The organism is Caldisericum insulae (assembly GCF_047785965.1).
GTDB classification, from domain to species: Bacteria; Caldisericota; Caldisericia; order Caldisericales; family Caldisericaceae; genus Caldisericum; species Caldisericum exile_A.
Window position 1 is genome coordinate 57,947 of sequence record NZ_JBLOBF010000006.1, and the last position, 21,295, is coordinate 79,241.

Annotated in this window: 16 protein-coding genes; 6 read left to right on the forward strand and 10 right to left on the reverse strand. The window is 34.2% G+C overall.

Features of this window, described 5'->3' with window-relative positions; translation table 11 throughout:
- The first annotated feature begins 391 nt into the window (after nucleotides 1-391).
- The 4 genes from ACMV0E_RS05180 (at nucleotide 392) to ACMV0E_RS05195 (ending at nucleotide 6,709) form a co-directional block, all read left to right on the forward strand.
- On the forward strand, nucleotides 392-4,036 hold the full coding sequence (locus tag ACMV0E_RS05180) for an HD domain-containing phosphohydrolase (RefSeq protein WP_416085348.1): 3,645 nt from the start codon (nucleotides 392-394) through the stop codon (nucleotides 4,034-4,036).
- Nucleotides 4,037-4,049: 13 nt separating this feature from the next.
- Nucleotides 4,050-4,742: an anaerobic ribonucleoside-triphosphate reductase activating protein gene (locus tag ACMV0E_RS05185; RefSeq protein ID WP_416085316.1), complete on the forward strand. Its 693-nt coding sequence runs from the start codon at nucleotides 4,050-4,052 to the stop codon at nucleotides 4,740-4,742.
- Between the two features lie 892 nt (nucleotides 4,743-5,634).
- Nucleotides 5,635-6,201, forward strand: coding sequence for a molybdopterin-dependent oxidoreductase (locus ACMV0E_RS05190; RefSeq protein WP_416085317.1), 567 nt, complete (start codon nucleotides 5,635-5,637; stop codon nucleotides 6,199-6,201).
- The gene (locus ACMV0E_RS05195; protein ID WP_416085318.1) at nucleotides 6,191-6,709 is read left to right on the forward strand and encodes a type II secretion system protein; all 519 of its coding nucleotides are present in this window, start codon (nucleotides 6,191-6,193) and stop codon (nucleotides 6,707-6,709) included. Before ACMV0E_RS05190 ends, ACMV0E_RS05195 begins: the two co-directional genes overlap by 11 nt.
- Here the strand turns inward: ACMV0E_RS05195 and ACMV0E_RS05200 are convergent.
- Genes ACMV0E_RS05200 through ACMV0E_RS05215 form a run of 4 tightly spaced genes read right to left on the reverse strand, consistent with a single transcriptional unit; the run spans nucleotide 6,698 to nucleotide 9,291 of the window.
- Nucleotides 6,698-7,609 (reverse strand): ParB/RepB/Spo0J family partition protein, encoded by a 912-nt coding sequence (locus ACMV0E_RS05200; RefSeq protein WP_416085319.1) that lies wholly within the window; start codon nucleotides 7,607-7,609, stop codon nucleotides 6,698-6,700. The two genes, ACMV0E_RS05195 and ACMV0E_RS05200, sit on opposite strands and share 12 nt — an antisense overlap.
- A gap of 7 nt (nucleotides 7,610-7,616) precedes the next feature.
- Entirely contained in the window at nucleotides 7,617-8,378 is a 762-nt protein-coding gene (locus ACMV0E_RS05205) for a ParA family protein (RefSeq protein WP_416085320.1), read from the reverse strand.
- On the reverse strand, nucleotides 8,375-8,908 hold the full coding sequence (gene yfcE, locus ACMV0E_RS05210; protein ID WP_416085321.1) for a phosphodiesterase: 534 nt from the start codon (nucleotides 8,906-8,908) through the stop codon (nucleotides 8,375-8,377). Before yfcE ends, ACMV0E_RS05205 begins: the two co-directional genes overlap by 4 nt.
- Nucleotides 8,905-9,291, reverse strand: a complete 387-nt coding sequence (locus tag ACMV0E_RS05215; RefSeq protein ID WP_416085322.1) for a PadR family transcriptional regulator — start codon at nucleotides 9,289-9,291, stop codon at nucleotides 8,905-8,907. Before ACMV0E_RS05215 ends, yfcE begins: the two co-directional genes overlap by 4 nt.
- 200 nt (nucleotides 9,292-9,491) lie before the next feature.
- On the opposite strand from ACMV0E_RS05215, the gene ACMV0E_RS05220 reads away from it, so the two are divergent.
- Nucleotides 9,492-10,271 (forward strand): hypothetical protein, encoded by a 780-nt coding sequence (locus tag ACMV0E_RS05220; protein ID WP_416085323.1) that lies wholly within the window; start codon nucleotides 9,492-9,494, stop codon nucleotides 10,269-10,271.
- Nucleotides 10,261-13,083, forward strand: a complete 2,823-nt coding sequence (gene uvrA / locus ACMV0E_RS05225; protein WP_416085324.1) for an excinuclease ABC subunit UvrA — start codon at nucleotides 10,261-10,263, stop codon at nucleotides 13,081-13,083. The genes ACMV0E_RS05220 and uvrA overlap by 11 nt, the downstream gene beginning before the upstream one ends.
- A gap of 374 nt (nucleotides 13,084-13,457) precedes the next feature.
- Here the strand turns inward: uvrA and ACMV0E_RS05230 are convergent, their stop codons facing one another.
- Genes ACMV0E_RS05230 through rgy form a run of 6 tightly spaced genes read right to left on the reverse strand, consistent with a single transcriptional unit; the run spans nucleotide 13,458 to nucleotide 21,287 of the window.
- A complete protein-coding gene (locus tag ACMV0E_RS05230) occupies nucleotides 13,458-15,008 on the reverse strand; it encodes a hypothetical protein (protein WP_416085325.1) in 1,551 nt (516 codons plus the stop codon).
- On the reverse strand, nucleotides 14,986-15,996 hold the full coding sequence (gene lipS2 / locus ACMV0E_RS05235; protein ID WP_416085326.1) for a LipS2 family lipoyl synthase: 1,011 nt from the start codon (nucleotides 15,994-15,996) through the stop codon (nucleotides 14,986-14,988). The genes ACMV0E_RS05230 and lipS2 overlap by 23 nt, the downstream gene beginning before the upstream one ends.
- On the reverse strand, nucleotides 15,974-16,840 hold the full coding sequence (gene lipS1 / locus ACMV0E_RS05240; protein WP_416085327.1) for a LipS1 family lipoyl synthase: 867 nt from the start codon (nucleotides 16,838-16,840) through the stop codon (nucleotides 15,974-15,976). The genes lipS2 and lipS1 overlap by 23 nt, the downstream gene beginning before the upstream one ends.
- Nucleotides 16,841-16,853: 13 nt before the next feature.
- The gene (locus tag ACMV0E_RS05245) at nucleotides 16,854-17,099 is read right to left on the reverse strand and encodes a YkoF family thiamine/hydroxymethylpyrimidine-binding protein (protein ID WP_416085328.1); all 246 of its coding nucleotides are present in this window, start codon (nucleotides 17,097-17,099) and stop codon (nucleotides 16,854-16,856) included.
- Nucleotides 17,090-17,773 (reverse strand): class I SAM-dependent methyltransferase, encoded by a 684-nt coding sequence (locus ACMV0E_RS05250; protein ID WP_416085329.1) that lies wholly within the window; start codon nucleotides 17,771-17,773, stop codon nucleotides 17,090-17,092. Before ACMV0E_RS05250 ends, ACMV0E_RS05245 begins: the two co-directional genes overlap by 10 nt.
- A 34-nt stretch (nucleotides 17,774-17,807) precedes the next feature.
- Nucleotides 17,808-21,287 (reverse strand): reverse gyrase, encoded by a 3,480-nt coding sequence (rgy, locus tag ACMV0E_RS05255; RefSeq protein ID WP_416085330.1) that lies wholly within the window; start codon nucleotides 21,285-21,287, stop codon nucleotides 17,808-17,810.
- Between the last annotated feature and the right edge of the window lie 8 nt (nucleotides 21,288-21,295).

Consider the following 21,295-nt stretch of genomic DNA (forward strand, 5'->3'; position numbering starts at 1 on the left):
TTTGGAGGAGAATCCTCGTCACTTCGTTCCTCGGATTGACAATTCTTTGATGTGTTTTTGGGGAGTATTGAGGGGGCGATTTGTTGCCCCCTCAAAATATTGAGATTTCTCAGTCGCTTACGCTACTTCGAAATGACAATTATTGGAAGAGGGCACATCCCCCTTCCAACTTTCCCCTAAAAACAAAAAGAATAACTTTCCACTTTCATTTGTCATTCCGAAGGCTTTAGCCTGAGGAATCTCCTCTGTTTCGGGGGAGTATTATATATGGTGACAACCATTTTGAGGGGTATTTAAGATTTTACAAATTATCACTCGATTAAAAAATTTGCTAAAAAATTTTAAAAGAAATTGTAAATTTCTTAACAATCAGTATAATTTATCTGTGGAAATGAAAATAGACTGGTTACTTATAATACTTGAGTTTTCTATATTCACAATCCCAATCTTTTTAGGATTTATACTATCGTTTAGATGGTTTATACAAAAAAGAACATACGAGAGAGTTCTATTCATAGTGGCATTTTTATTTCCGATTGTTGTGATACTATCCCTTATAAAAGTCTTTTATATATTAGAGTTAGGTCCAAATGAAAGTGCGTTTTTAACTATAAATCTCATATTTGCAATCGGAATTTCTACATTTATCTATATCACGATTCTTGAAACAACAGGAAAGACGTATGCTAAGCCAAATTCAATTGAAATAATAGGCATTTTAATGCTTATTTTATCTTCCTTTTTGCTTGGAAACATAATGCGCGCCTTGGACTATATCTCTTGGGGCATTATAGGAATTGCTATTATTCACCTTGTGAGGGGATTTGTATATTCAAAATATGGCTCTTCTCATGAAAAAAGAACGTATGTTTTAGTGGTGCTCTTTTCGGCAATTTCGGTATTCTTGAAACTTCTATATTATACGGATTATCTTCCTCTTAAACCAACAATCTATATTTCGCTTACCTTGATGTTTTTGTCTTTTCTTCACGGCGTATTTATTCTTAAAAACATAGGCGCAAGGATGCCCAGTCGTCCTTTAGAAAAGGAGATTTTTAAAGAAAAACTTTCAATCTTTACAAGACTTGTTGCAATATCACTTACTGCAGCAATTATAACATCAATTGCATCTTCTTTTGGATTTAACTCATACAGAAGCCAAAAGGAACAAATTATATCTGATTTAAATTATACTGTTCAGAATGCATCGTTTGTAATTGCTGACAAACTCAATCAATACTTGCTTGATTCATTTGAAAGTCCTCTTGTATATCTTGCAGAAACACTTGATGTAGATAACTTAGATCATGCAAAACTGCAAATAAAAACATTCTACAATACCCATAAATCCATATTTGCATCAGTTACGCTTATGAATGATAAGGGCATAATTGTATATACATATCCCTACACATACGCCATAGGCTCTAATATTTCAAATCAGCCTCATGTAAAGGAAGTTCTCAAAACAAAAAAAACAACTCTATCACTGCCTTTTAAGACAGTCCAGGGCTTTAATGCAATAGCAATACATATACCAATATTTAAAGGAAAAATATTTACCTATACTATTGCAGGATTAATTGAACTTAATACTCTTTCCAGAAATTTATCAAATGCAATTACACCTTTTAAATATATTTTGTCAGAGGATGGAGTAGTGTGTGCAACAAACATTTCTGATTCATTCATCTTAAAAAATGTAGATACTGTTTTAGGAAGCGTTTCCAACTATTCAATTTCAAAATCTTATTCCTTTACTTATCTTTCACGCTCTTTTTTAATTAAAACCTTTGGAAGCCTAAGTGATTTAAGCGAAAAATTGCATTGGGTCTTTTTGACCACAGTATTAACTTATGGGTCATTCATATTCTTATTTTTACTTTTCTATGCAACAGTTCTTTATGGACTTTTTGCATTGGAAAAGGAAACTACATTAGAGCTTGAAGAAACCCTAAAAAGGGAATTAGAGGCGTTAAAAGCGTATAAAGATACTCAAGAAAAACTAAATACACTAAACAACTTCATATTTACTACCTCAATTGACGCCCCAATAGAGACGGTTGTTCAAAAACTCTTAGAAACAGTAATAAGTCTTGTTCCAAAAATAGAGAAGGGTGTTTTATGGTTTGTTGTTGGAGATAAAGTTATGCCTGTTGCTTCCGTGGGCTATGACGTAGATCTTTTAAAAAAACTAATTCTTGATAAAGAAAGGGAGGAGAGATTTTGGAAAAAGCCAATTATTATTGAACAAATAGGAATCTCGGGATTCCCCGAAGAACTCAGGGATTATGCAAAAAAGCTTGGAGTGGGAGATATTAAAGAGACTCTTATTATCCCAATTACTGTTAAAGATGAATATATGGGGCACTTCTCTTTAGATATCTTTAAAGAAGGTGTTCACTTCAATGAGGTTGAAATAGCCATTGCAAATTCAGTTGCTAAAATTATTTCATTCTATTTTTCGATTCAAGTGGCACTTAAGGCTCTTAAAAAAGAAGTTGATACAAACGCAAGTCTTGCTTCAAAACTTGAAAATATTTTTGTTTTTCTATCAAAAACAAGTTTTAAAGAGGATTACGAAGAGTTCTTTTCAAAACTTTTGATGCTTACACTTTCATTAATAGAAGGTGGGGAATACGGAAGTATCCTTCTGAGGACTAAAAACGAGCTTAAGTATGTAGCTTCATTTGGTTATGATGTGTCTCTTCTTAACGAATTAAACATCGATCTTGAAACAGAAGAAAAGCTTGTTAAGAAAGGAAAAGTTAAAATAATTGAATCTATAGAAGCTGTCGGGTTAGATGAAAGCCAAAGAGAGCTTGCAAAAAAGTTAGGATTAGACAGAATAAAATACACAATAACTGCATCTTTCTTTATCGAAGACGAGTATTATGGTGGTATCTTCATTGATTCAACAAAAGATCAAAATCCATTTACCACACAAGATATCGAAATAATGGAAGCAATTTCAAACCTTGGGTCGCTATTTTTAAGGACAAAGAAACTCTTTGAAGATTTAGAAAATGAGCTAAAGATAGATTCAATAATAACGGAAATTTCTAAAAACCTCGATTTTGAGATGAGTGTAAAAAATTACTTTAAAGAAGTTTTCCAATTGTTAAATAGAACCTTTGAATATTTAAACTCAATGAAAGTATCAGTTGAGATTGAAAATCGTTTTATACATGTTTTTGCTTGTGATGATTCTGTTAATGTAGTTCATTCAAAATCGAGTGAATACACATTTGAAGAAGAAAAGGAAATTAATAATTTCGAAAAGATATATTATGAGATTGGAAAAGACAAAATCGAATTCGGTTTAAAGGAAGGAAGTGAACAAAATTCAGACATTATAAATCAGTTATCAGTATCAATATTGCCTGTTTTGAAAAGCTTTTTTATATACAAGGATAGAGCAAAGCTTTTTGCAGATATTATGATAGCATTTGCAAGAACTATTGACTCGAAAGATCCTTACACAAGGACGCACTCTGAAAACGTAACAAAGTACGCGTATTTCTTTGCAAGGCATCTTGGGCTTGATAAAAGAAATCTTAAAATACTTGTATTAGCAGCAATTCTACATGATATAGGGAAAATTGGTGTAAAGGAGTCAATTCTTCTTAAAAACGGACCTTTAACAGCTGATGAGCGGAAAATCATAAACATACATCCAGAAAAAGGTTATGAGATTATTTCTGTAATTGAAGGCTTGGAAGCTTCGGCAAAAATATTGAGACATCATCATGAAAGATGCGATGGAAAGGGTTATCCTGATAAGTTAAAGGGCGAAGAAATCCCATACCTATCTAGGATATTATCAATAGTTGATGCCTTTGATGCAATGACAACAGAAAGACCTTACAGAAAGGCATTAACAGTTGATGAAGCGATGAAAGAAATCGAAAAGAATGCAGGCATTCAGTTTGATCCGGAACTTGCAAAAAGATTTATAGAACTTAAAGATTCAATAAAAGATGCGCTTAATATTTCAATAGAAGATATACTGATAGAAATATTGAATATAGAGTGAGGCGTAATATTATATGAACAACATAAGAATCGGAGCAATGCAAAAGTTTTCTCTTGTAGATTATCCTGATAAAACTTGTGCGATTATCTTTACAATAGGTTGTAATTTCCGTTGTCCTTTTTGCCACAATAGGGAACTTGTCTTAGAAAAAGAGTTTCCAAATGAAATTCCTTTTGAAGACATTATTGATTTTCTTAATACTCGCAAGGGACTTCTTGATGCAGTTGAATTTACAGGCGGAGAGCCATTAATACACAAAGGACTGATTGACGCCATAAAGAGAATAAAAGATATGGGCTTTTTGGTAAAACTTGATACCAATGGATCATTCCCAAAGACGCTGATAGATCTCTTACCTTTTGTTGATTATATTGCAATGGATATAAAGGCACCACTTGAAAAATACAGCGAGGCAACAGGTGTAAAAATTGAGAGTGACACAATAAAAGAAAGTATCCAGATTATCAAAGCCTCAGAAAAGGATTACGAATTTAGAACAACTGTATTCAAAAACTACTTTAAGACTATTGATGACTTTGTTTCTGTGGGCAATCTTATAAATAGAGCAAAGGCCTACTACATTCAAAGACCGCATTTTGATAAGGTATTAAATCCAAACTATCCATTTGAGACTTTTACAGACAAAGAATTACAAGATATTCAAGCATTGATGAAACAATTTGCAGATGCAGTAGAGATAAGATAGAATTTTAAGAGTATAATACCCTCAATGCTTCCTAAAAATGGTTGTCACCATATATAATACTCCCCCAAAACAGAGGAGATTCCTCAGGCAAAAGCCTTCGGAATGACAAAAAGAAACATTTTTCGGAATGACACAACCAGTCATTTCGACGAACGTAGTGAGGAGAAATCTCCTCTTTTGGGGGGCAACACACCTCCCCCTCAACACTCCCCCGAGACTGAGGAGATTCCTCGCCTTCGGCTTCGGAATGACAAACAGAAATAACCTTCAGAATAAACATAACCAGTCATTTCGAACAAAGTGAGAAATCTCCTCTTTGGGGTAGTTCGAAGGGGGGCTTTTAACCCCTTCGATTAATGGAAATCTCCATATTTTGAGGGGGCAACACACCTCCCCCTCAACACTCTCCCGAGACTGAGGAGATTCCTCGTGGCTACGCCACTTCGGAATGACAAATGAAAGTGGAAAGTTATTCTTTTTGTTTTTAGGGGAAAGTTGGAAGGGGGATGTGCCCTCTTCCAATAATTGTCATTTCGAACAAAGTGAGAAATCTCCTCCTTTGGGGAAGTTAAAGGGGGTACTTCCTCCTTCCATCGATTGTCATTTCGAAGGAGCGAAAGCGACTGAGAAATCTCCTCCTTTTAGGGGGAGTTAGAAGGGTAAATTCTTTCAATTAATGTAGGTATGTAATAGCTATGAATTTTCTTGCTAAGGGATCTTTTATTAAATATGTAGAAAGAAAATTTGGTTTGTAAGCCCCTATAATAACTCGCTAAATGGATCTTTTATTTAAAGCGGAGAGATAATGATTCCTTTATGAATTTTTTCAAAAAACATTAAGCTCCTTCTTTTAAAACATTGTAAATCCATTATAATATGTAGAGGTGATAAAATGGGAGAATTTATAATGCCACCAGGCCAAAAACCTTCAGCAAGGCTTTATCCAATTTCAATTTTTGGAAAGCCTAAGGAAATTGACATTGATAATTATTTTGTTAAAATTACTGGTCTTATTAAGAGCGAAAAAGTAATTTCCCTAAAAGAAATTTTTAATATGAATAAAGAAAGCGTTCAATTTGATATTCATTGTGTTGATGGATGGAGCTATCTCGGTCCTGTTTTTTCAGGTGTATATCCCAAAGTTTTATTTGAAGATGTCTCGATTTTGCCAAGTGGAAAATTTGTTATGGTAAAGACTCTTGATGGTTATTCAACCGATTTGCCTCTTGATTTTCTTTTGAGTAATGATGCATTTCTTGCATATGAAATGGATGGGAAGCCTCTTGATATTGCAAATGGATATCCTTTAAGGCTTGTCGTTAATGGGAAATATGCGTATAAAGATGCAAAATGGGTTGTTGAGTTTGAGGTAATGGAAGAGGATATTCCAGGTTATTGGGAGAAAAAGGGATACTCAAGAAGCGCAAATGTCTATGAAAATGATCGGTTTGAAAAATAAAAAGGGCTTCACTCTTATTGAATTAATGATTGTAATTGCGATTATTATAATCCTTACTGGGATTGCAGTTCCTGTTTTTGGAAATATCATAAATAGAGGTCGTATTGCGCAACTCTTATCAAACTTTGATTCCCTTGCAAGAGACCTTGAACATTACAAACAAGATTGGGGTGTTTACCCTTATCCTGTTGTGCAAGCTGAACAATTTGGATATTTGGTTGATAGTAAAGCTCCAACATCTCTTCTTGCAAGAGAGCTACTTGGGATAAACGCTTTTATAAACAAAAAGGAAAACAAAACTTTGCTGGGAGAAAGCGGAGGTATAGAGTATATTCTCCGTCCCGAAAGTCTTATGAATATGCAAAATCCTTTTGGCTTGGGGCTTTACTATGGTTCAAAAGATGGTTCAAACTATGTTATTTATGCAGAACTTCCAAATGGAAAGTATCTTATGCGTTTTGGAAACATTTCTCCAGAAATAACCACAAGTCCACCGTCAGTCCCCTAATTTGTCTTCAAGTTCATTTACCAGATCTTTGAGAGTTTTTAGCTCCTCTTTTAAATTTTTTCTATTTTTATCATCAATGAAATCTATTAAATTTATTGTATTTTCAACATTTTTTATTGCACCTTTAAGCGTTGCAGGTTTGAAATGCTTAAAGGTGCTTACTACATTTGCTACATCGTGAGAGGAGAGTTCATTTTCCTCAATAATCTTTACAACCTTTTTAATAACATCAAGATCTTTTACTTTAAGAAGACTTTCAACATGCCTTGAAGTTAAAGGAGAGTTAGGGTCATCAATCTTTTTTTGAATGTCCTCTGGTAAATCAAGCAAACTTATCCACCTTATTAGTGTAATTGGTGTTTTTCCTATTGCCTTACACAGTGCGCTCACAGTGAGCGCAAAATCTTCAGGGACATTTCTTCCCATCCTGTAGTTAATAAGAAGTGTTTTAACATTTTTATCCTTTGCATATGGCTTTAGGTATTCGTAAATTGCCTTTGCTCTCTCTATGGGTGATATATCTTCTCGTTGTAAATTTTCAACAATCTGGATTTCCCTTACGATGCTGTCGCTTTTTGGATCAATTACGATTGCAGGTATTGTATCTTTTTTTAGAAGAAGTGTTGCTTTGTATCTTCTTTCTCCTGCAACAATCATATACTTTGTGCCAACTTTACGCACGAGAATTGGCTCTAAAACGCCATGTCTTTCGATGCTTTCGGCAAGTTCCTTCAAGCTCTCTTCATTAAAAGTTTTTCTTGGTTGATTTGGATCTGTAACTATATCTCTAACATTCAGTTCAATTACTTTTGCCTGAATCTTTTCATTTACAAGTTCTTCAACATAGCCTTTATCAAAACGTAAATTAAAATCTTTTGGTAAACCCTTTTTTGGTTCCATTTTTCACCTACTTTCCTAATCTTTTTAAGACACTTTCTCCAAAAAGCATATATGCATGTGCACCTTTTGAATCTGGCGCAAAGGCAAAGATATCCTCTCTAAAGGCAGGACTTTCCTCAAGGCGAACACTTCTCCCGATTGGTTCTTCAAAAACAAGATCTCCAAAAAGTTCCTTTATTTTTAGAGAGGCATCCTTTGAAAGGGTAGTCCTTGTATCAAACATGGTTATTAAAACTCCTAAAATTTTTAGCTTTTCATTAAATGTTTCTTTGACGCCTTCAAATGTATCCAAAAAGTCTTGTACACCTTCAAGTGCCCAAGGCGATGGGGTAATTGGAATTATTACATAATCAGAGGTTGTAAGGGCGTTTACCGTAAGAAGTCCTAAAGAAGGGGGTGTGTCAATAATAACAAAGCTAAACATATTTGCAATTTTACTAATAACTTTTCTTAATTTAAGTGGTGCATCGAAAACGCCAGAAAGTGCACGCTCTACTTTCGCAAGGTGAATTGAAGATGGCATTAAAAATAGATTTGGAACAGAAGTTTCGTGGATAATTTTCACAGGATCTGTATTCTCCTCTACAAAAACTGAATAGGTGCTTATATTTGTTGGATTCTCAAGAAATACAAACGAGGAATTTGCCTGTGGATCGAGATCAATAAGTAAAGTTTTAAAGTTTTTTCTTGCAATAAAAGAGGCAAGATTAACTGCGGTTGTTGTTTTACCAACTCCACCCTTCTGATTTGCAATTGTTATCGTTATCATGTTATCTCCTTAAATTCCACAAGAAATTTGTCCTTTTCGATATCAAGAATTGCAAAGGACTTTTTAGAAGAATCTTTTGGTAAACTTATTGAGCCTGGATTAATATGCAACCCAAATTTATTTTCTTCTACAACTGGTATATGCGTATGTCCCGTTAGAAGTGCTTTTATACCTTTATATTTTTTCATGAACTCTTCAAAGTTTTCAATTTTATCTCCATGCGTTAAAAGAAGTGTAGTCCCTTCGATATGCACAAGTGCAAACTCTTGAAGCATTGGATATTTTATTACAAGCTGGTCTACATCGGCATCGCAGTTGCCTTTAACAAAGATAAAGTTAAAGGGAGCATTGTTTATTAGCTCAGAAACTCCCATTGGATTATATCCCTCAGGCATTGGATTTCTGGGCCCATGGTAAAGCACATCACCTAAAACGAGCACAAGTTTTACATCTAATTTTTCAAACTCCGAAAAAACTGCCCTAAGCGACAAAAAATCGCCATGGATGTCTGATACAACTCCCACTTTCATAATAAATCCTCCTCATCAATTAATTTTAGGATTTCGATAAACTCTTTTATTCCTTCTTTCCAATCCTTTCTCAAATTTCTGTAATAAGCTTTACCTTTCTCGGTAATCTTATAAACAAGGCGTGGATGCTTTGTCTCCCCTATAATCCAGTCGCCCTTTATAAAGCCACTACTATTTAATTTTTTTAGCACTGGGTATATGAAGCCCGGGTTTGGATACCACATACCTCTTGAAACAATGAGTATTGCCTTAGAAATTTCTTCACCATACATATCTCTTTCATTAAGAAGATGAAGAATGTAAAAATACAAAAACTCCTTTGAGCCAAAAAAACTTGTAATAAATAAATTTTTTCCTTTCTTTCTAAAAATATTTTCTAACATTTTTCACCCCAACTTACCATAAATAATAAATTTTTATAATTATATACAAATATACAAAATTCTGAAATTTTTCCAATTCAAACAATTTTTCTCACTTAATAATATGGAAAGAGTGTCGAAAATTTTCAAAGCAAAATTTTTCAAAAATACTTGTAAAAAGTATAAATTACCTTATAATTATTATTTGCAGGAGTTAAAAAATGGACAAAACTATTAAGGTATCTAAAAGAATTTTTTTTGAGGCGCTGCTTGTTGCGCTTATCCCAACGCTTACTTCAATTCTAAATCAATATTTGAGTTTTAAAACAGAAATTTCATTTGTAGGCTCAACACTTACGATATTAGGTCAATATATTTTAAGTTCATTAATTCTTCTTTTAATTACCCTTATTGAAAAGAATGATGTGAAAGAGCTTTTCTTAATATCGCTTTTGTTAAATTCAATTGTTTTTATATTAAGGCTACTTGCATCAACTATGCCAGATTTCTTATCACAGGTTTTCAATATTTTTCTTCCGATAACCTATATTGGTATTGAAACAATATTTCTTGCAAGCATTCCGTTTGTTGAAAACTTTTCCCAAATAGCCCCTTTCTATGGAATTCTTACAATTGTTGCCTTGAAGTTTATTATTAACTACTTCGTAATGGTCCCTGTATTAAACCGCCTTGAGGATATTCACGTTGTCATTCTTCTAATTTTTGTAAGCCAGTTAATTCCTATGGTGCTTTTTGCAAGACTTCCCTTTGAATTAACCAAATATCCATTTTTTGAAGCTATTAAAAGGAGTCTTTTTGACTTCAAGAAATACTTTAGGGCTGCTACAACAGTTGGAAGCATTTATTCCATTATTGTTGCAGTAGTTTCTGTATTTGGTGCCATTGCGAGTTCCCAAATTATAATTCCTATTATTTTGAATTATATATCAGTAATAGTTTTCGTATATTTCTTTATTTGGATTTCAGAGTATGAGAGATGACATATTTATAAAGGGAGCAAGGGTTCATAATCTCAAGAACATCACCCTTACCATCCCTAGAAATAAACTTATTGTTATAACAGGTGTTTCTGGCTCGGGAAAATCTTCTCTTGCTTTTGATACAATTTACGCAGAAGGTCAAAGGCGTTACGTAGAATCTCTTTCGGCTTATGCAAGGCAATTTATAGGGCTTATGGAAAAGCCCGATGTCGATGTAATTGAGGGACTTTCTCCTGCAATTGCAATAGATCAAAAGAGTGCAAGCAAAAACCCTCGCTCAACCGTTGGCACAATGACCGAGATTTATGATTATTTGAGGCTTCTCTATGCACGTATTGGTGTTCCACACTGCCCAAATGATGGCACTGAAATTAAAAAACAAACACCCGATGAAATTGTAGAGCAGATTTTTAAAAATCTTGAGCATAAAAAGATTGAAATTCTTTCACCGCTTGTGAGGGGAAGAAAAGGTGAATATAAGGCGCTTTTTGAAAAATACCTAAAAAAAGGTTATGTAAGGGTGCGTGTGGATGGAAATATGTATTCTTTGCAGGAAGAGATTCCTCTTGACAAAAACAAAAAACACGATATTGATCTTGTTGTTGATAGAGTTGTTGTAGTTTCTGAAGAAAAAAGTCGTATCGAGGATTCAATTGAGCTTGCGCTTCAAGAAGGGGAGGGGGTTGTAAAGGTAAGAGATGAAGATGGAAGAGAATATCTATACTCTTCAAAGTTTGCCTGTCCTGTATGTGGGTTTTCAATTGAAGAAATTGAGCCAAGATTATTTTCTTTTAATTCACCGTACGGAGCATGTCCAGAGTGTATGGGACTTGGCTTTAAAATTGAACCAGATCCAGATTTGATTGTGCGCGATTGGAATTTATCCCTTGAAGAAGGCGCAATACAGATTCCAGGTTTTAGAGGCTTTGATACATACACCTTTCAAATTCTTTTGCAAGCCGCAAAAAGATACGGCATCGATACCTACAAGCCTTTGAAAGAGCTTTCAAAAGATGAGCTTGACTTGATTTTTTATGGAACTGAGGGAAAAATGCCCGTAAGAATTACATCAAAAAATGGTGAGGTTTATAGTTTTTCAACTTATTTTGAAGGAGTTGTAAATCTCCTTAAAAGGCGATACAACGAAACTGAATCTGAAAGTATGAAAGAGGAATACGAAAAATTTATGAGACGAGTTGAGTGTCCTGTTTGCCACGGAAAAAGACTCAAACCTGAAGCCCTTGCAGTGACAGTTGATGGCATAAATATTGCAGATTTAACGAGTATGTCTGTAGGGTATGCGTATAGGTTTTTCTTAAACCTTGAAAAGAAACTCACAGAAAAGGAGAGATTAATTGCTCATCAAATAATAAAAGAAATTAAAAATAGATTGAAATTTTTGCTTGATGTGGGACTTTCTTACCTTACTTTGGATAGACCTTCGGAAACTCTTGCAGGAGGTGAAGCGCAGAGGATTCGTCTTGCAACACAAGTTGGTTCAAAGCTTGTGGGAGTTTTATATGTCCTTGATGAGCCATCAATTGGGCTTCATCCAAGAGATACTGATAAACTTTTGAATACTTTAAAGGAATTAAGGGATCTTGGCAATACTGTAATTGTTGTTGAACACGACGAAGAAACAATAAGGGAAGCAGATTACATCATAGACATTGGTCCTGGGGCAGGCGAAGAGGGTGGCTATGTCGTAAAAACTGGTTCACTTCAAGATATTATAAATGAAAAAAGATCTTTAACAGGGCAATATTTGAAAGGTGAATTGAAAATTCCAGTCCCAACTGAAAGAAGAAAAGGGAACGGAGAATTTCTTGTTGTAAAAGGTGCAAGAGAACATAATCTCAAAAATATTGATGTTCAATTTCCTCTTCATACATTTATTTGTGTTACAGGTGTTTCAGGCTCCGGAAAGTCAACTCTCATTTATGATATTCTTTACAAGGCGCTTATGAAGAAACTCTACAAATCAAAGGAAGAACCAGGAAAACATGACAAAATCGAAGGTGTTGAATATATTGACAAGGTAGTGATGGTTGACCAATCTCCCATTGGGAGAACACCCCGTTCAAATCCTGCAACCTACACTGGAGCATTTACTCCCATAAGAGAGCTTTTTGCAAGTTTACCCGAAGCAAAGGCAAGGGGATATAAGGCAGGAAGATTTAGTTTTAATATCCCCGGCGGAAGGTGTGAAGCTTGTGAGGGAAATGGCTATATAAAAGTTGAAATGCAATTTTTACCTGATGTTTATGTGCCTTGTGAGGTGTGCCACGGAAAAAGATACAACAGAGAAACTCTTGAAATAAAATACAAGGGAAAAAGTATTGCAGATGTTCTTGAAATGAGCGTTAAAGAAGCATTATCTTTCTTTGAAAATATTCCTGAAATAAAGCGAAAACTTCAATTTCTTGATGATGTAGGTTTGGGCTACATAAAATTGGGGCAATCTGCAACTACACTTTCAGGTGGAGAGGCACAACGTGTAAAACTTGCAGCAGAACTTCAAAAAAGAGGGACAGGAAGAACTGTTTACTTCCTCGATGAGCCCACAACAGGCTTGCATTTTGCGGATGTTCATAAGTTGATTGATGTTCTTCAAAGACTTGTTAATCAGGGGAATACTGTTATCATAATCGAGCATAATCTTGATGTAATTAAGTCGGCAGATTATATTATTGACCTTGGCCCCGAAGGGGGAGAGCGTGGTGGCTATATTGTGGGAACAGGTACACCTGAGGAGATTGCAAATAATCCCAGGTCCTATACAGGACAATATCTTAAAAAGGTTTTAGTATAGAGAAATTATTAATAAGCAAATCTAAAAGAGCTGTGTCTCTCATCTCATCCATTATAACGAGATCTTTAAAAAACATCGCCTCAAAATACTCTTTAAGGATCTTTCTTTCAGACTAATTTTTGCGAAGTTCGACTCCTTAAAACCCCCAATGCTAAGAATTCAGAAAAGCTTCGTCTCAGTATCACCTTTTTTCGGTTGTAAGAATGCCATTTTCAAAATCAGAAGGGGTTGCCTTTAGGAATTCTTTTTTCTTCCAACCTTTTTATGCATTTCTAATTTGTATAAATCACTTCTTTAAGAGTTTCTGTATCCATTTCCCCTAAAAAGTATTTTGACATATGTTTTTCCTTTTTCAAAGGAAGAATTAGACAATTTTATGATAATTTATCCTTCTCAAAGGGACGATTTGAAGCGGGGTAATTCTTAAGCGTTTCTGTTTGTTTAGCTTGTATGATGCGGTTAAATGCAATTACCCTTCCTAAAGTCATTGGTCTTGTTATAACAAAGTGATTGAGAACTTTTTTGTAAGAGTGAGTTTTTCTATAATATCTCAAAAACATCTTTGACATCTCAATTGGCGATGGGGGTCTTATAGGTGAAGTGATAAGGTCAAAATACTCTTCAATTTGAGGCTCGATCTCCTTTGATGAATGCACTTTTAAAAATTTTCTTATTTCCTCGATTGTTGGCTTTGCGTCTAAGTGTTTTTTAAGACGCTTTAATTCTACAAGTTTTTTGAGAAATTTTATAAAATTTATTCTATCTTTCAAAACGCCATTTGAAACATTTCTTATGTGTCTTGTAAAGCTTTTAAGCTTTTTTGACAACTCTTCCTTTTCTTTAAGGAGTGCAAAGTATATGACTTTTTTAACATCTTTAATTGCCTTACTATAAGTGTAGTCTTTTTTTATGTCCTCTACATTTTTTACCTTAAGGGACAGCAAGTATTCCTTATATTTTGGAAAAAGATCGTAAGGGTCTCTTATCACTTCAAAATCGTTAATAAGTTCTTTAAGCCCTTTTTTAATTTTTTTGTTTGAAAGTCCTGGATATGGAAATACAATAAAATCGTTATTTGCAATGATAACATTTGACAATGCAAAATCTTCTTCAACAAGCGTTTTGCTTGTTGAATAGCACTTAGCAAACGAATATTTCACTTCTGAAAAATTCTTTGGGAAAGGTATGCCGAATTTAAAATACGCGCTTAGATACATCTTAAAAAGTGTTGAAGTAGCAAGTGAATGATCAAATAACGTTATATCGTTTGCAAAAAGGCGTGTTTCAGAAAGAGTTTTTAAGAAAGGTTCTTTTAGGTATTCAAAGAGCTTCCTTCTAAAGGAAATAATATCAAAATTTTTGCTTCCAAATCCTGCCTCAATAAGTGCAGAATTAAGTTTATTATAAAGTTCAATCCTTAGAGAATCAAGCTTCTCAATTTCAACTCTTTCTTTCATTTCAAAAAATCTATCAATAAATACCTCTTTATATCCCTGTTTCCGAGAATCAAGTGGGTTTGACGCATCCATATGGTCAAGAGTTTTAAGAAGTTCCATAATTTTGTAGTCCTCAATTTTGTCTTTAAGATTACACGGAGGGCTTCTGAGACATCTATTGCAACCATGATGAGCGCAAATCATATGGATTAGGTAAAAATCAGTTTCAAATGGCAAAGTGTGAGGGTCAATTTGAAGGAGTTCATATACCTCAACATTGAGAAATTTCCACAAGGTTTCTGGGACTCTTTTAAGCGAAAAATCAATGTAAAGAATTTGTCCGTGAAAATCGAGTCCTTTTATGTCTTTTGCCTTTGATGTGATAAAGTATCTTGAAAGTTTTCCGATGTCGTGTAAGAATGTTCCACTTTCAAGAAGAAGTATTAAGTTCCTAACAGTTCTACTATCACTTGAAGAAGACTTTTCCATCAATAACTACTTTAACAAAGTCATTGAAGACAAAGCTTGTATCCTCTGGCTTCACAGGAAAATTGTAGAGAGGTCCTGTAGGTGTTTCGTTATAGAATGGTCTATTGCAATTTGGACATCCTTGAGTTATGTAGTTTGAAGGGTCCGTAACAAGCTCAAGAATCTTTTCTTTCGTGAAATCGATTTTAGCACCTATTAGTATGCCATTTTCAAAAATTGGTTCAAAAGGAATACGCTTAAAAAACAGTGCCCTTATAAATTGGAACTTCCTGTATCGTCCGATTGGGACTTTTTGATGTTTTTCTAACAGTGTTCCTTTAACAGGTGTGAATGAAAACAACGATATAAGCACATTACCATCAAAGAACTTTTTCATTGCATCGTATAGTTCAAAATCTGTTTCATTCAATCCAACAATAATATGAGTTGTAATTTTTCCTTTAAATTCTTTTCCTACATCAAGAATAAAGGAAAATGTCTTTTCAAAATTTCCCCCTCGAATTTTAGAAAAGTCTTCTTTTGAAACAACATCAATGGGAAGGCCAATGCGTTCTACTCCCAGAGAAAAAAGCTCTCTTATGCGATTAATATTTGGCTCTCTTATTGAAATTGAGATTGGGACATTTAATTCTGCATCGTTTAAGACTTTTAAGAACCCTATAAGATTTTCGTAGTAGTTTTTTCCATTTACAACTTGAAAGCAAATCCTCTTGTAGTCATCTTTGTGCTTTATGAGTGCATCAAGCACATTTTCAAATTTTTCTTTAGGCCAGGTTACCCTCGATAGATTTTCAAAGTTTGCCTTTGATTCTTTTGCCTGTGCACAGTAAAGACAATTATATAAACAATGTTCCTCAACCATTAGGTAAATAGTTGTAGGCTTTGCAAAAACTTTTACATTCCTTAATCCAAGCAATGCGAGGCTTCCAATTGAAACTCTTATGTCTTTTTTAAGTACCTCTTCCTTAGATAAGGGCACAACATTCATTGAAAATCCTCACTTCTTCCCCCTGTTCTTTTAAAAGGTCTCTTAAAGATTTTGATGGAAGGACAAATCCCTTTACGCCCAACTTGTATGCCTCAACATCGAGAAGTTCTCTATATTCTCCAAATGGTCTCATACAACCCAAAAAAAGTGTAGTTGTGCGTGATGTCCTTCTATAGGCTTTATCAACCATTTTTAATACTTTGTCTAAATCTGGTACAGGACAATTTTCAAAAGGGGTTCCTTTTGTTGGAATAAAGACATCTATTACTATAAGTGTTGGCTTTATAAATGCAAGTTCGTCGATTGTATCTTCTTCTCCTTCGTCAATCTCACCACATTTGATTCCCAATGTTATATGCGGCACAACGCGGGACTGTGGAAGACCTTCCTCATTTTCAATACGCCCTCCAATAATTCTTCTCATAAGAAGGTAAGTTTTTTCAAAATCTTCTTTTGTTTTGTCCTTTAAATGATATACCTCTTGAATTACTCTATCATCATAAACAAAATCAAAGGATATTCTTTCAACATAAGGTTTTATTGCTCTTATCTCTTCTTCACTTAGCAGTCCTGTATGGAAATTTAATTTAAGTCCCATAGAGTGTACCTTTTTTATAAAGTCCATATGTTCAAGTATAGGCACCTTTCCATCTTTTGTTGAGCCACCTGAAATGAGAATGCTTTTAAACCTTCCTGGATGATTTTCAAGAATTTCAAGGATTTGCTCTTTTGTTTTCATTCTCGAAAGATACCGAGCATTACAGTGATTGCAGTTAAGAGAACATGCAGTCCCCGTTAAACTTACTTCAAGAGTTTCTCTTGATGGATAAAAGAAAAATACCATTTTTAGCACCTACTTATGGTTTAGGGCACGCATTTGAAAGTGTTATCACGAAAACAAAATGAACTTTACCTTCAAACTGCTTTATAACTTCATTAAATGCCTTAAAAATTGTTTCAGAATCCCCGTATGTAACAGAACTTGTTGCCCCAACTGTAACATCAAGGCCAAAACTTTTCACGATACGAACTGCTTCATACACATAATCGCCGTAATTTTCTACCTTTAAAGGATATACTGAAAATTGTGCAGTTATAAGCATTTTATGCCTCCTCCTATAAGCAATGCCCCGAAGGGCTTAAGATATTTTCTTCCAAATTTCTCAAGTGCATTTGCCCTATCCAGAATAAACTTTGGAGGTGATGGATTAAAGAAAACGGAAGAATTTACTTCCACATTACATAAGTGTTTCTTCAAGAGGTTTTTAAGTTCCCAAAAATTATAGAAATGCATTCCTTTAAAAAGATCATTCGGATCAAATAATCCTCTTATCCTTCTTGATATGCCATAGAGAGAAATTGCATTCAAGACTGCAACAACAATTTTACCTTCAGGCTTTGCAACACGCACCATTTCACCCACAAATTTTTCAGGGTTTTTTGAATTTTCCATTGATGTCATAGACAAGACAATGTCAAAAGAATTTTCCTCAAATGGAATTGCTTCGCCATAACCAAACTTTACTTCAAAACCGCGAGACTTTGCAATCTTAAGCATATTTTCCGCAGGATCAATACCTATTACATCTGCTCCTCTTTTTCTAAATTCCATAGCAAATAAACCAGTTCCTATACCAACTTCAAGTATCTTTTTGCCTTTAATTTCTCCCATCGCCTCTAAAAGAGCATTTAATTCCAATTCTTTTACGATGCGCCCAACTGGAGTTTCAAACCATTTGTCATACTCATTTGCGATTTCATTAAATTTTTCTTCCATAACTCAATTATAACATAACTTTAGTAAACATTACTCAATCTTCCAGTATTAAGCTTGTTGTTTCCTTCAATTTTTCAAGTTCAAGGTCGTAGAAAATTTTTTCTATCTCTTTGTTATAGTCGTGAATGCCAAGTTCAATTTCATCCATTCTTTTTTCAAGCTCTTTCGTGTATTCTTCGCTTACAAAAGGTGAGATTTTTTTGTTTTTCTTTATAAGGTTTAAGACTTCTATGCCAAGTTTTGTTGGAATTAAGAAACCTTTTCTATCTATAACATACTTTCTTGCAATGAGCTTTTCAATTGTGATCGCATATGTGGATGGCCTACCGATTCCTTTTTCTTGCATCTCTTGAATTATTGTTGCATGCGTATAAAATGGAACTTCACTTCTTCTTATAAGGATTTTATTTGTAATTTGTATATTTCCCTCGGCAATTGGATATACCTCAACAGGTAAAATTTTATTAAAACCTTCATGGACAATTTTGATATTCAAGTCTTCCTCTTTTTGAAGCACAAGGTCATCAAAAGTAAGTGAGAACAAGACTTTTCCAACTTCCAAAACCGTCTCTTTCATTTGCGATGCAATGAATTGCCTGAAGATGAGATCGTAGAGTTTTAGGTGAAGTGGAGTGATTCCTAAAATAGTGTTTATTGTAAGGTATGACTTTAAATCTTCTACATCCATTGCCTTTGTGGGACGAATGCATTCATGTGCGCCGCCAATTTGTGAGTATGTTCTGATGCTTAAAAAGTCGTTTCCAAAATGTTCTTCTATGTATTCTTTTGCAATTCTAACACCTGCATCGCTTACTCTTATGCTGTCAGTTCTGTGATAGGTAATTAATCCCATTTCAAAGAGATCTTGGGCAAGTTGCATGGTTGTGTATACGGGCAGTTTTAGTTTATTAGATGCCTCCTTTAAGAGCGTGTAGGTTTCAAATGGCTTTACAAAAACTCTCTCATCTTTTGTCTCAAGGATTTTTACTGAGATCTCGTTAATATTATCAAGCTCTTCTTTATTTATTGGTCTTTCAAGCTTGAATTCAATCATCTTCGAATTAAAGAATACTCTTAAATAAGGGTATTTTTTTGATGCCTCAATTCCTCTTTTAACAATCCATTCAAGGACTGGCGTTTGCACTCTTCCTGCTGAAAGTGTTTTTAAAGCCTTTTCTTTCTGGATGTATTGAGAAACTGTAAAGCCTACAAATCTATCTGCAATCCTTCTTAAAAATTGTGCCTTAACAAGTTTAATATTTAATTCTCTTGAGTTTCTTATTGCATTTTCAAATGCATACTTTGTAATCTCATGAAATTCGATTCTTTTTATGTTATTTGCATATGGCGAAAGATTAAGGAAAAGGTCATAACTTATCTTTTCTCCTTCTGTATCTGGATCAGATGCAAGAAGAACTTCATTAACTTCCAAGGATAATCTCCTAAGTGCCTTAAGTATGTTTTCTCTATCTTCATCAATTGGCTCAAAAATTGGAATGAATGTTTCACCATTCTTTAAAACTCCGAAATACCCTTCTGTTTTGTTAAGGTCAAGGACATGCCCCTTTGATGCAGCAATTGTAAGGATTGTGTCCTTCATGATGATTTCAAATGCATCAAGATTTAAAATGCGCCTTCTTACTGGTTTACCGTAGAAAGACGCAATTGTCCTTGCCTTGTTAGGAGACTCAACAATTACGAGTTTTGTGTTAAACTTCAAACCTTCTTTTGGGATAAACCCACTTTCTATTTTTTGTGCAAGTGCTCTGTCGTTATCAATTTCTCTAAGGATGCTTTCAAGGTCAAGACTCTCGTAAGGTAATAAATCTCCTTCTCCAATAAACCATTTGAGTTTTTTCCTTAAGACTGAGAGCATTTTGAAATCATTTGTCAAAATGAGAGAAAGTCCTTTTGTAAGTCCTGTTGCTATGAGGCGTGAAGTCCTTCCAGATGCCTGTATGTAGCCTGTGATATCGACAACTATGAATGAAAGTTCATTCCCTTTCCTGTGAAGGGCAATATCAGGAGTTTCTTCTACAATTTTTAAAATATCTTCTCTATTAAGTAGTTCCTTGAAATAATTTATTGCTTCATTATAGGCCTTTTGATAAGGACTTTCGATACCCTCTTCAACAAAATTTGAGTATCTTTTAAGAATGTTCAGGTGTCTAAAGATTTTTGTCATTTCAGATTCAGGAAGGATTTTCTTTCTTGTAATATGTGGAATAAGCAAAAGAATTGCATAGTATATGCCTCTATTTCCCTCCGTTGTGCTAAGCGAAAACTTCATCTTTGGAACACCTAAAAAGAGTGCATATCTTATAACTGATGGGAGGTCAATGCCTCTTGCAAGTGGATTTCTGTAAGTGGAAAATCCTACAAGTACATCAAGATTTCCTTCTTTAAAATCCTTTAAGACTTTTGCAAGGTTTTCATAGGAAGCTGCCTTTACGCCATTTTTATTGAGCAATTGCACGAATTTTTCAAGATCTTCTTTTGTGTAATCTGCATTTAAAAATACAAGACCACCCTTTCCTAATTTCTTAATTTCTGAAAGAGCAGCTTTTGTAAGGTCATCCTGTGTAATTTTGTACGCATCGACTACGTTTCTCAAGGTTGAGACAACGCGCCCTACTTCAAAGTCAAGGAGTTCTCTAAAGAGCAAAACTTTCTTTGACTTTGGGTTTGTTGTTGCAGATGAAACGATTAAAACACCTTTCTTTTTTTCCTTAATTTTGTTTACTTCTTCAATTGCACTTTGTAATGTTTGTGGGTTAACCTTATTTTTAACTGAAAGTCTCTTAAGATCAATGAGTTTTAGTGCTTTTTCTATATCATTATCGTTAAAGTTCAAGAGTTTTAGCACTTTGTCGATATTTTTTGAATTCTTGAGTATTGAATCAACATCGTCAATTAGTACAAGGGAGTAAAAACCTTTTGGCACAATATCAAAGTTTTTATATAGAAAGTTTGTAGTTGTTATGAGGATTTTAAAATCTCCTTCTTGGATACGGTATTTAAGAACTTCAAGCGTATTTTTGGGGAGATTTGAGTCATACGCGATGATATCGTTTTCTTCAATTCCAAAAGTTAATAACTTTTCTTTTGCAAGTTTTACAAGGATGTTTGTTGGGAAAATTAGATACACAAAACCAATGTTATTTTCTGAGATATATTTTGAAAGCGCAAGCCCAAATGTTGTTTTGCCAATTCCCGTTGGGGCAATGAGTGCAAAGGAGTTATCGAGGAAAAACCTTGTTGCCCACATCTCCTGAAGTGAGGATAGTGTAAAGCCTGTAATGTTTTCGAATGTCTTTTTGAATCTTTGCATATGTGTTCTTAAATTACAAACAGGCTGAAATTGATCGATTTTAAGGTAATTACAGATTTGTTCTTTTGGGACAATTTTTTCAAGACATACTTTACATGTTAGCCCTAATTTTAACCTTTCGTCATCAATATCATTTCCGCAGTTTGGACATAGGTTTTTATAAATCGTTGGAATTGTTTCCATATTTTCCT

Coding starts and splice junctions, on each gene's coding strand:
- ACMV0E_RS05180 (WP_416085348.1), top strand. CDS start 392: ATGAAAATAGACTGGTTACTTATAATACTTGAGTTTTCTATATTCACA.
- ACMV0E_RS05185 (WP_416085316.1), top strand. CDS start 4,050: ATGAACAACATAAGAATCGGAGCAATGCAAAAGTTTTCTCTTGTAGAT.
- ACMV0E_RS05190 (WP_416085317.1), top strand. CDS start 5,635: ATGGGAGAATTTATAATGCCACCAGGCCAAAAACCTTCAGCAAGGCTT.
- ACMV0E_RS05200 (WP_416085319.1), bottom strand. CDS start 7,609: ATGGAACCAAAAAAGGGTTTACCAAAAGATTTTAATTTACGTTTTGAT.
- ACMV0E_RS05205 (WP_416085320.1), bottom strand. CDS start 8,378: ATGATAACGATAACAATTGCAAATCAGAAGGGTGGAGTTGGTAAAACA.
- yfcE (WP_416085321.1), bottom strand. CDS start 8,908: ATGAAAGTGGGAGTTGTATCAGACATCCATGGCGATTTTTTGTCGCTT.
- ACMV0E_RS05215 (WP_416085322.1), bottom strand. CDS start 9,291: ATGTTAGAAAATATTTTTAGAAAGAAAGGAAAAAATTTATTTATTACA.
- ACMV0E_RS05220 (WP_416085323.1), top strand. CDS start 9,492: ATGGACAAAACTATTAAGGTATCTAAAAGAATTTTTTTTGAGGCGCTG.
- uvrA (WP_416085324.1), top strand. CDS start 10,261: ATGAGAGATGACATATTTATAAAGGGAGCAAGGGTTCATAATCTCAAG.
- ACMV0E_RS05230 (WP_416085325.1), bottom strand. CDS start 15,008: ATGGAAAAGTCTTCTTCAAGTGATAGTAGAACTGTTAGGAACTTAATA.
- lipS2 (WP_416085326.1), bottom strand. CDS start 15,996: ATGAATGTTGTGCCCTTATCTAAGGAAGAGGTACTTAAAAAAGACATA.
- lipS1 (WP_416085327.1), bottom strand. CDS start 16,840: ATGGTATTTTTCTTTTATCCATCAAGAGAAACTCTTGAAGTAAGTTTA.
- ACMV0E_RS05245 (WP_416085328.1), bottom strand. CDS start 17,099: ATGCTTATAACTGCACAATTTTCAGTATATCCTTTAAAGGTAGAAAAT.
- ACMV0E_RS05250 (WP_416085329.1), bottom strand. CDS start 17,773: ATGGAAGAAAAATTTAATGAAATCGCAAATGAGTATGACAAATGGTTT.
- rgy (WP_416085330.1), bottom strand. CDS start 21,287: ATGGAAACAATTCCAACGATTTATAAAAACCTATGTCCAAACTGCGGA.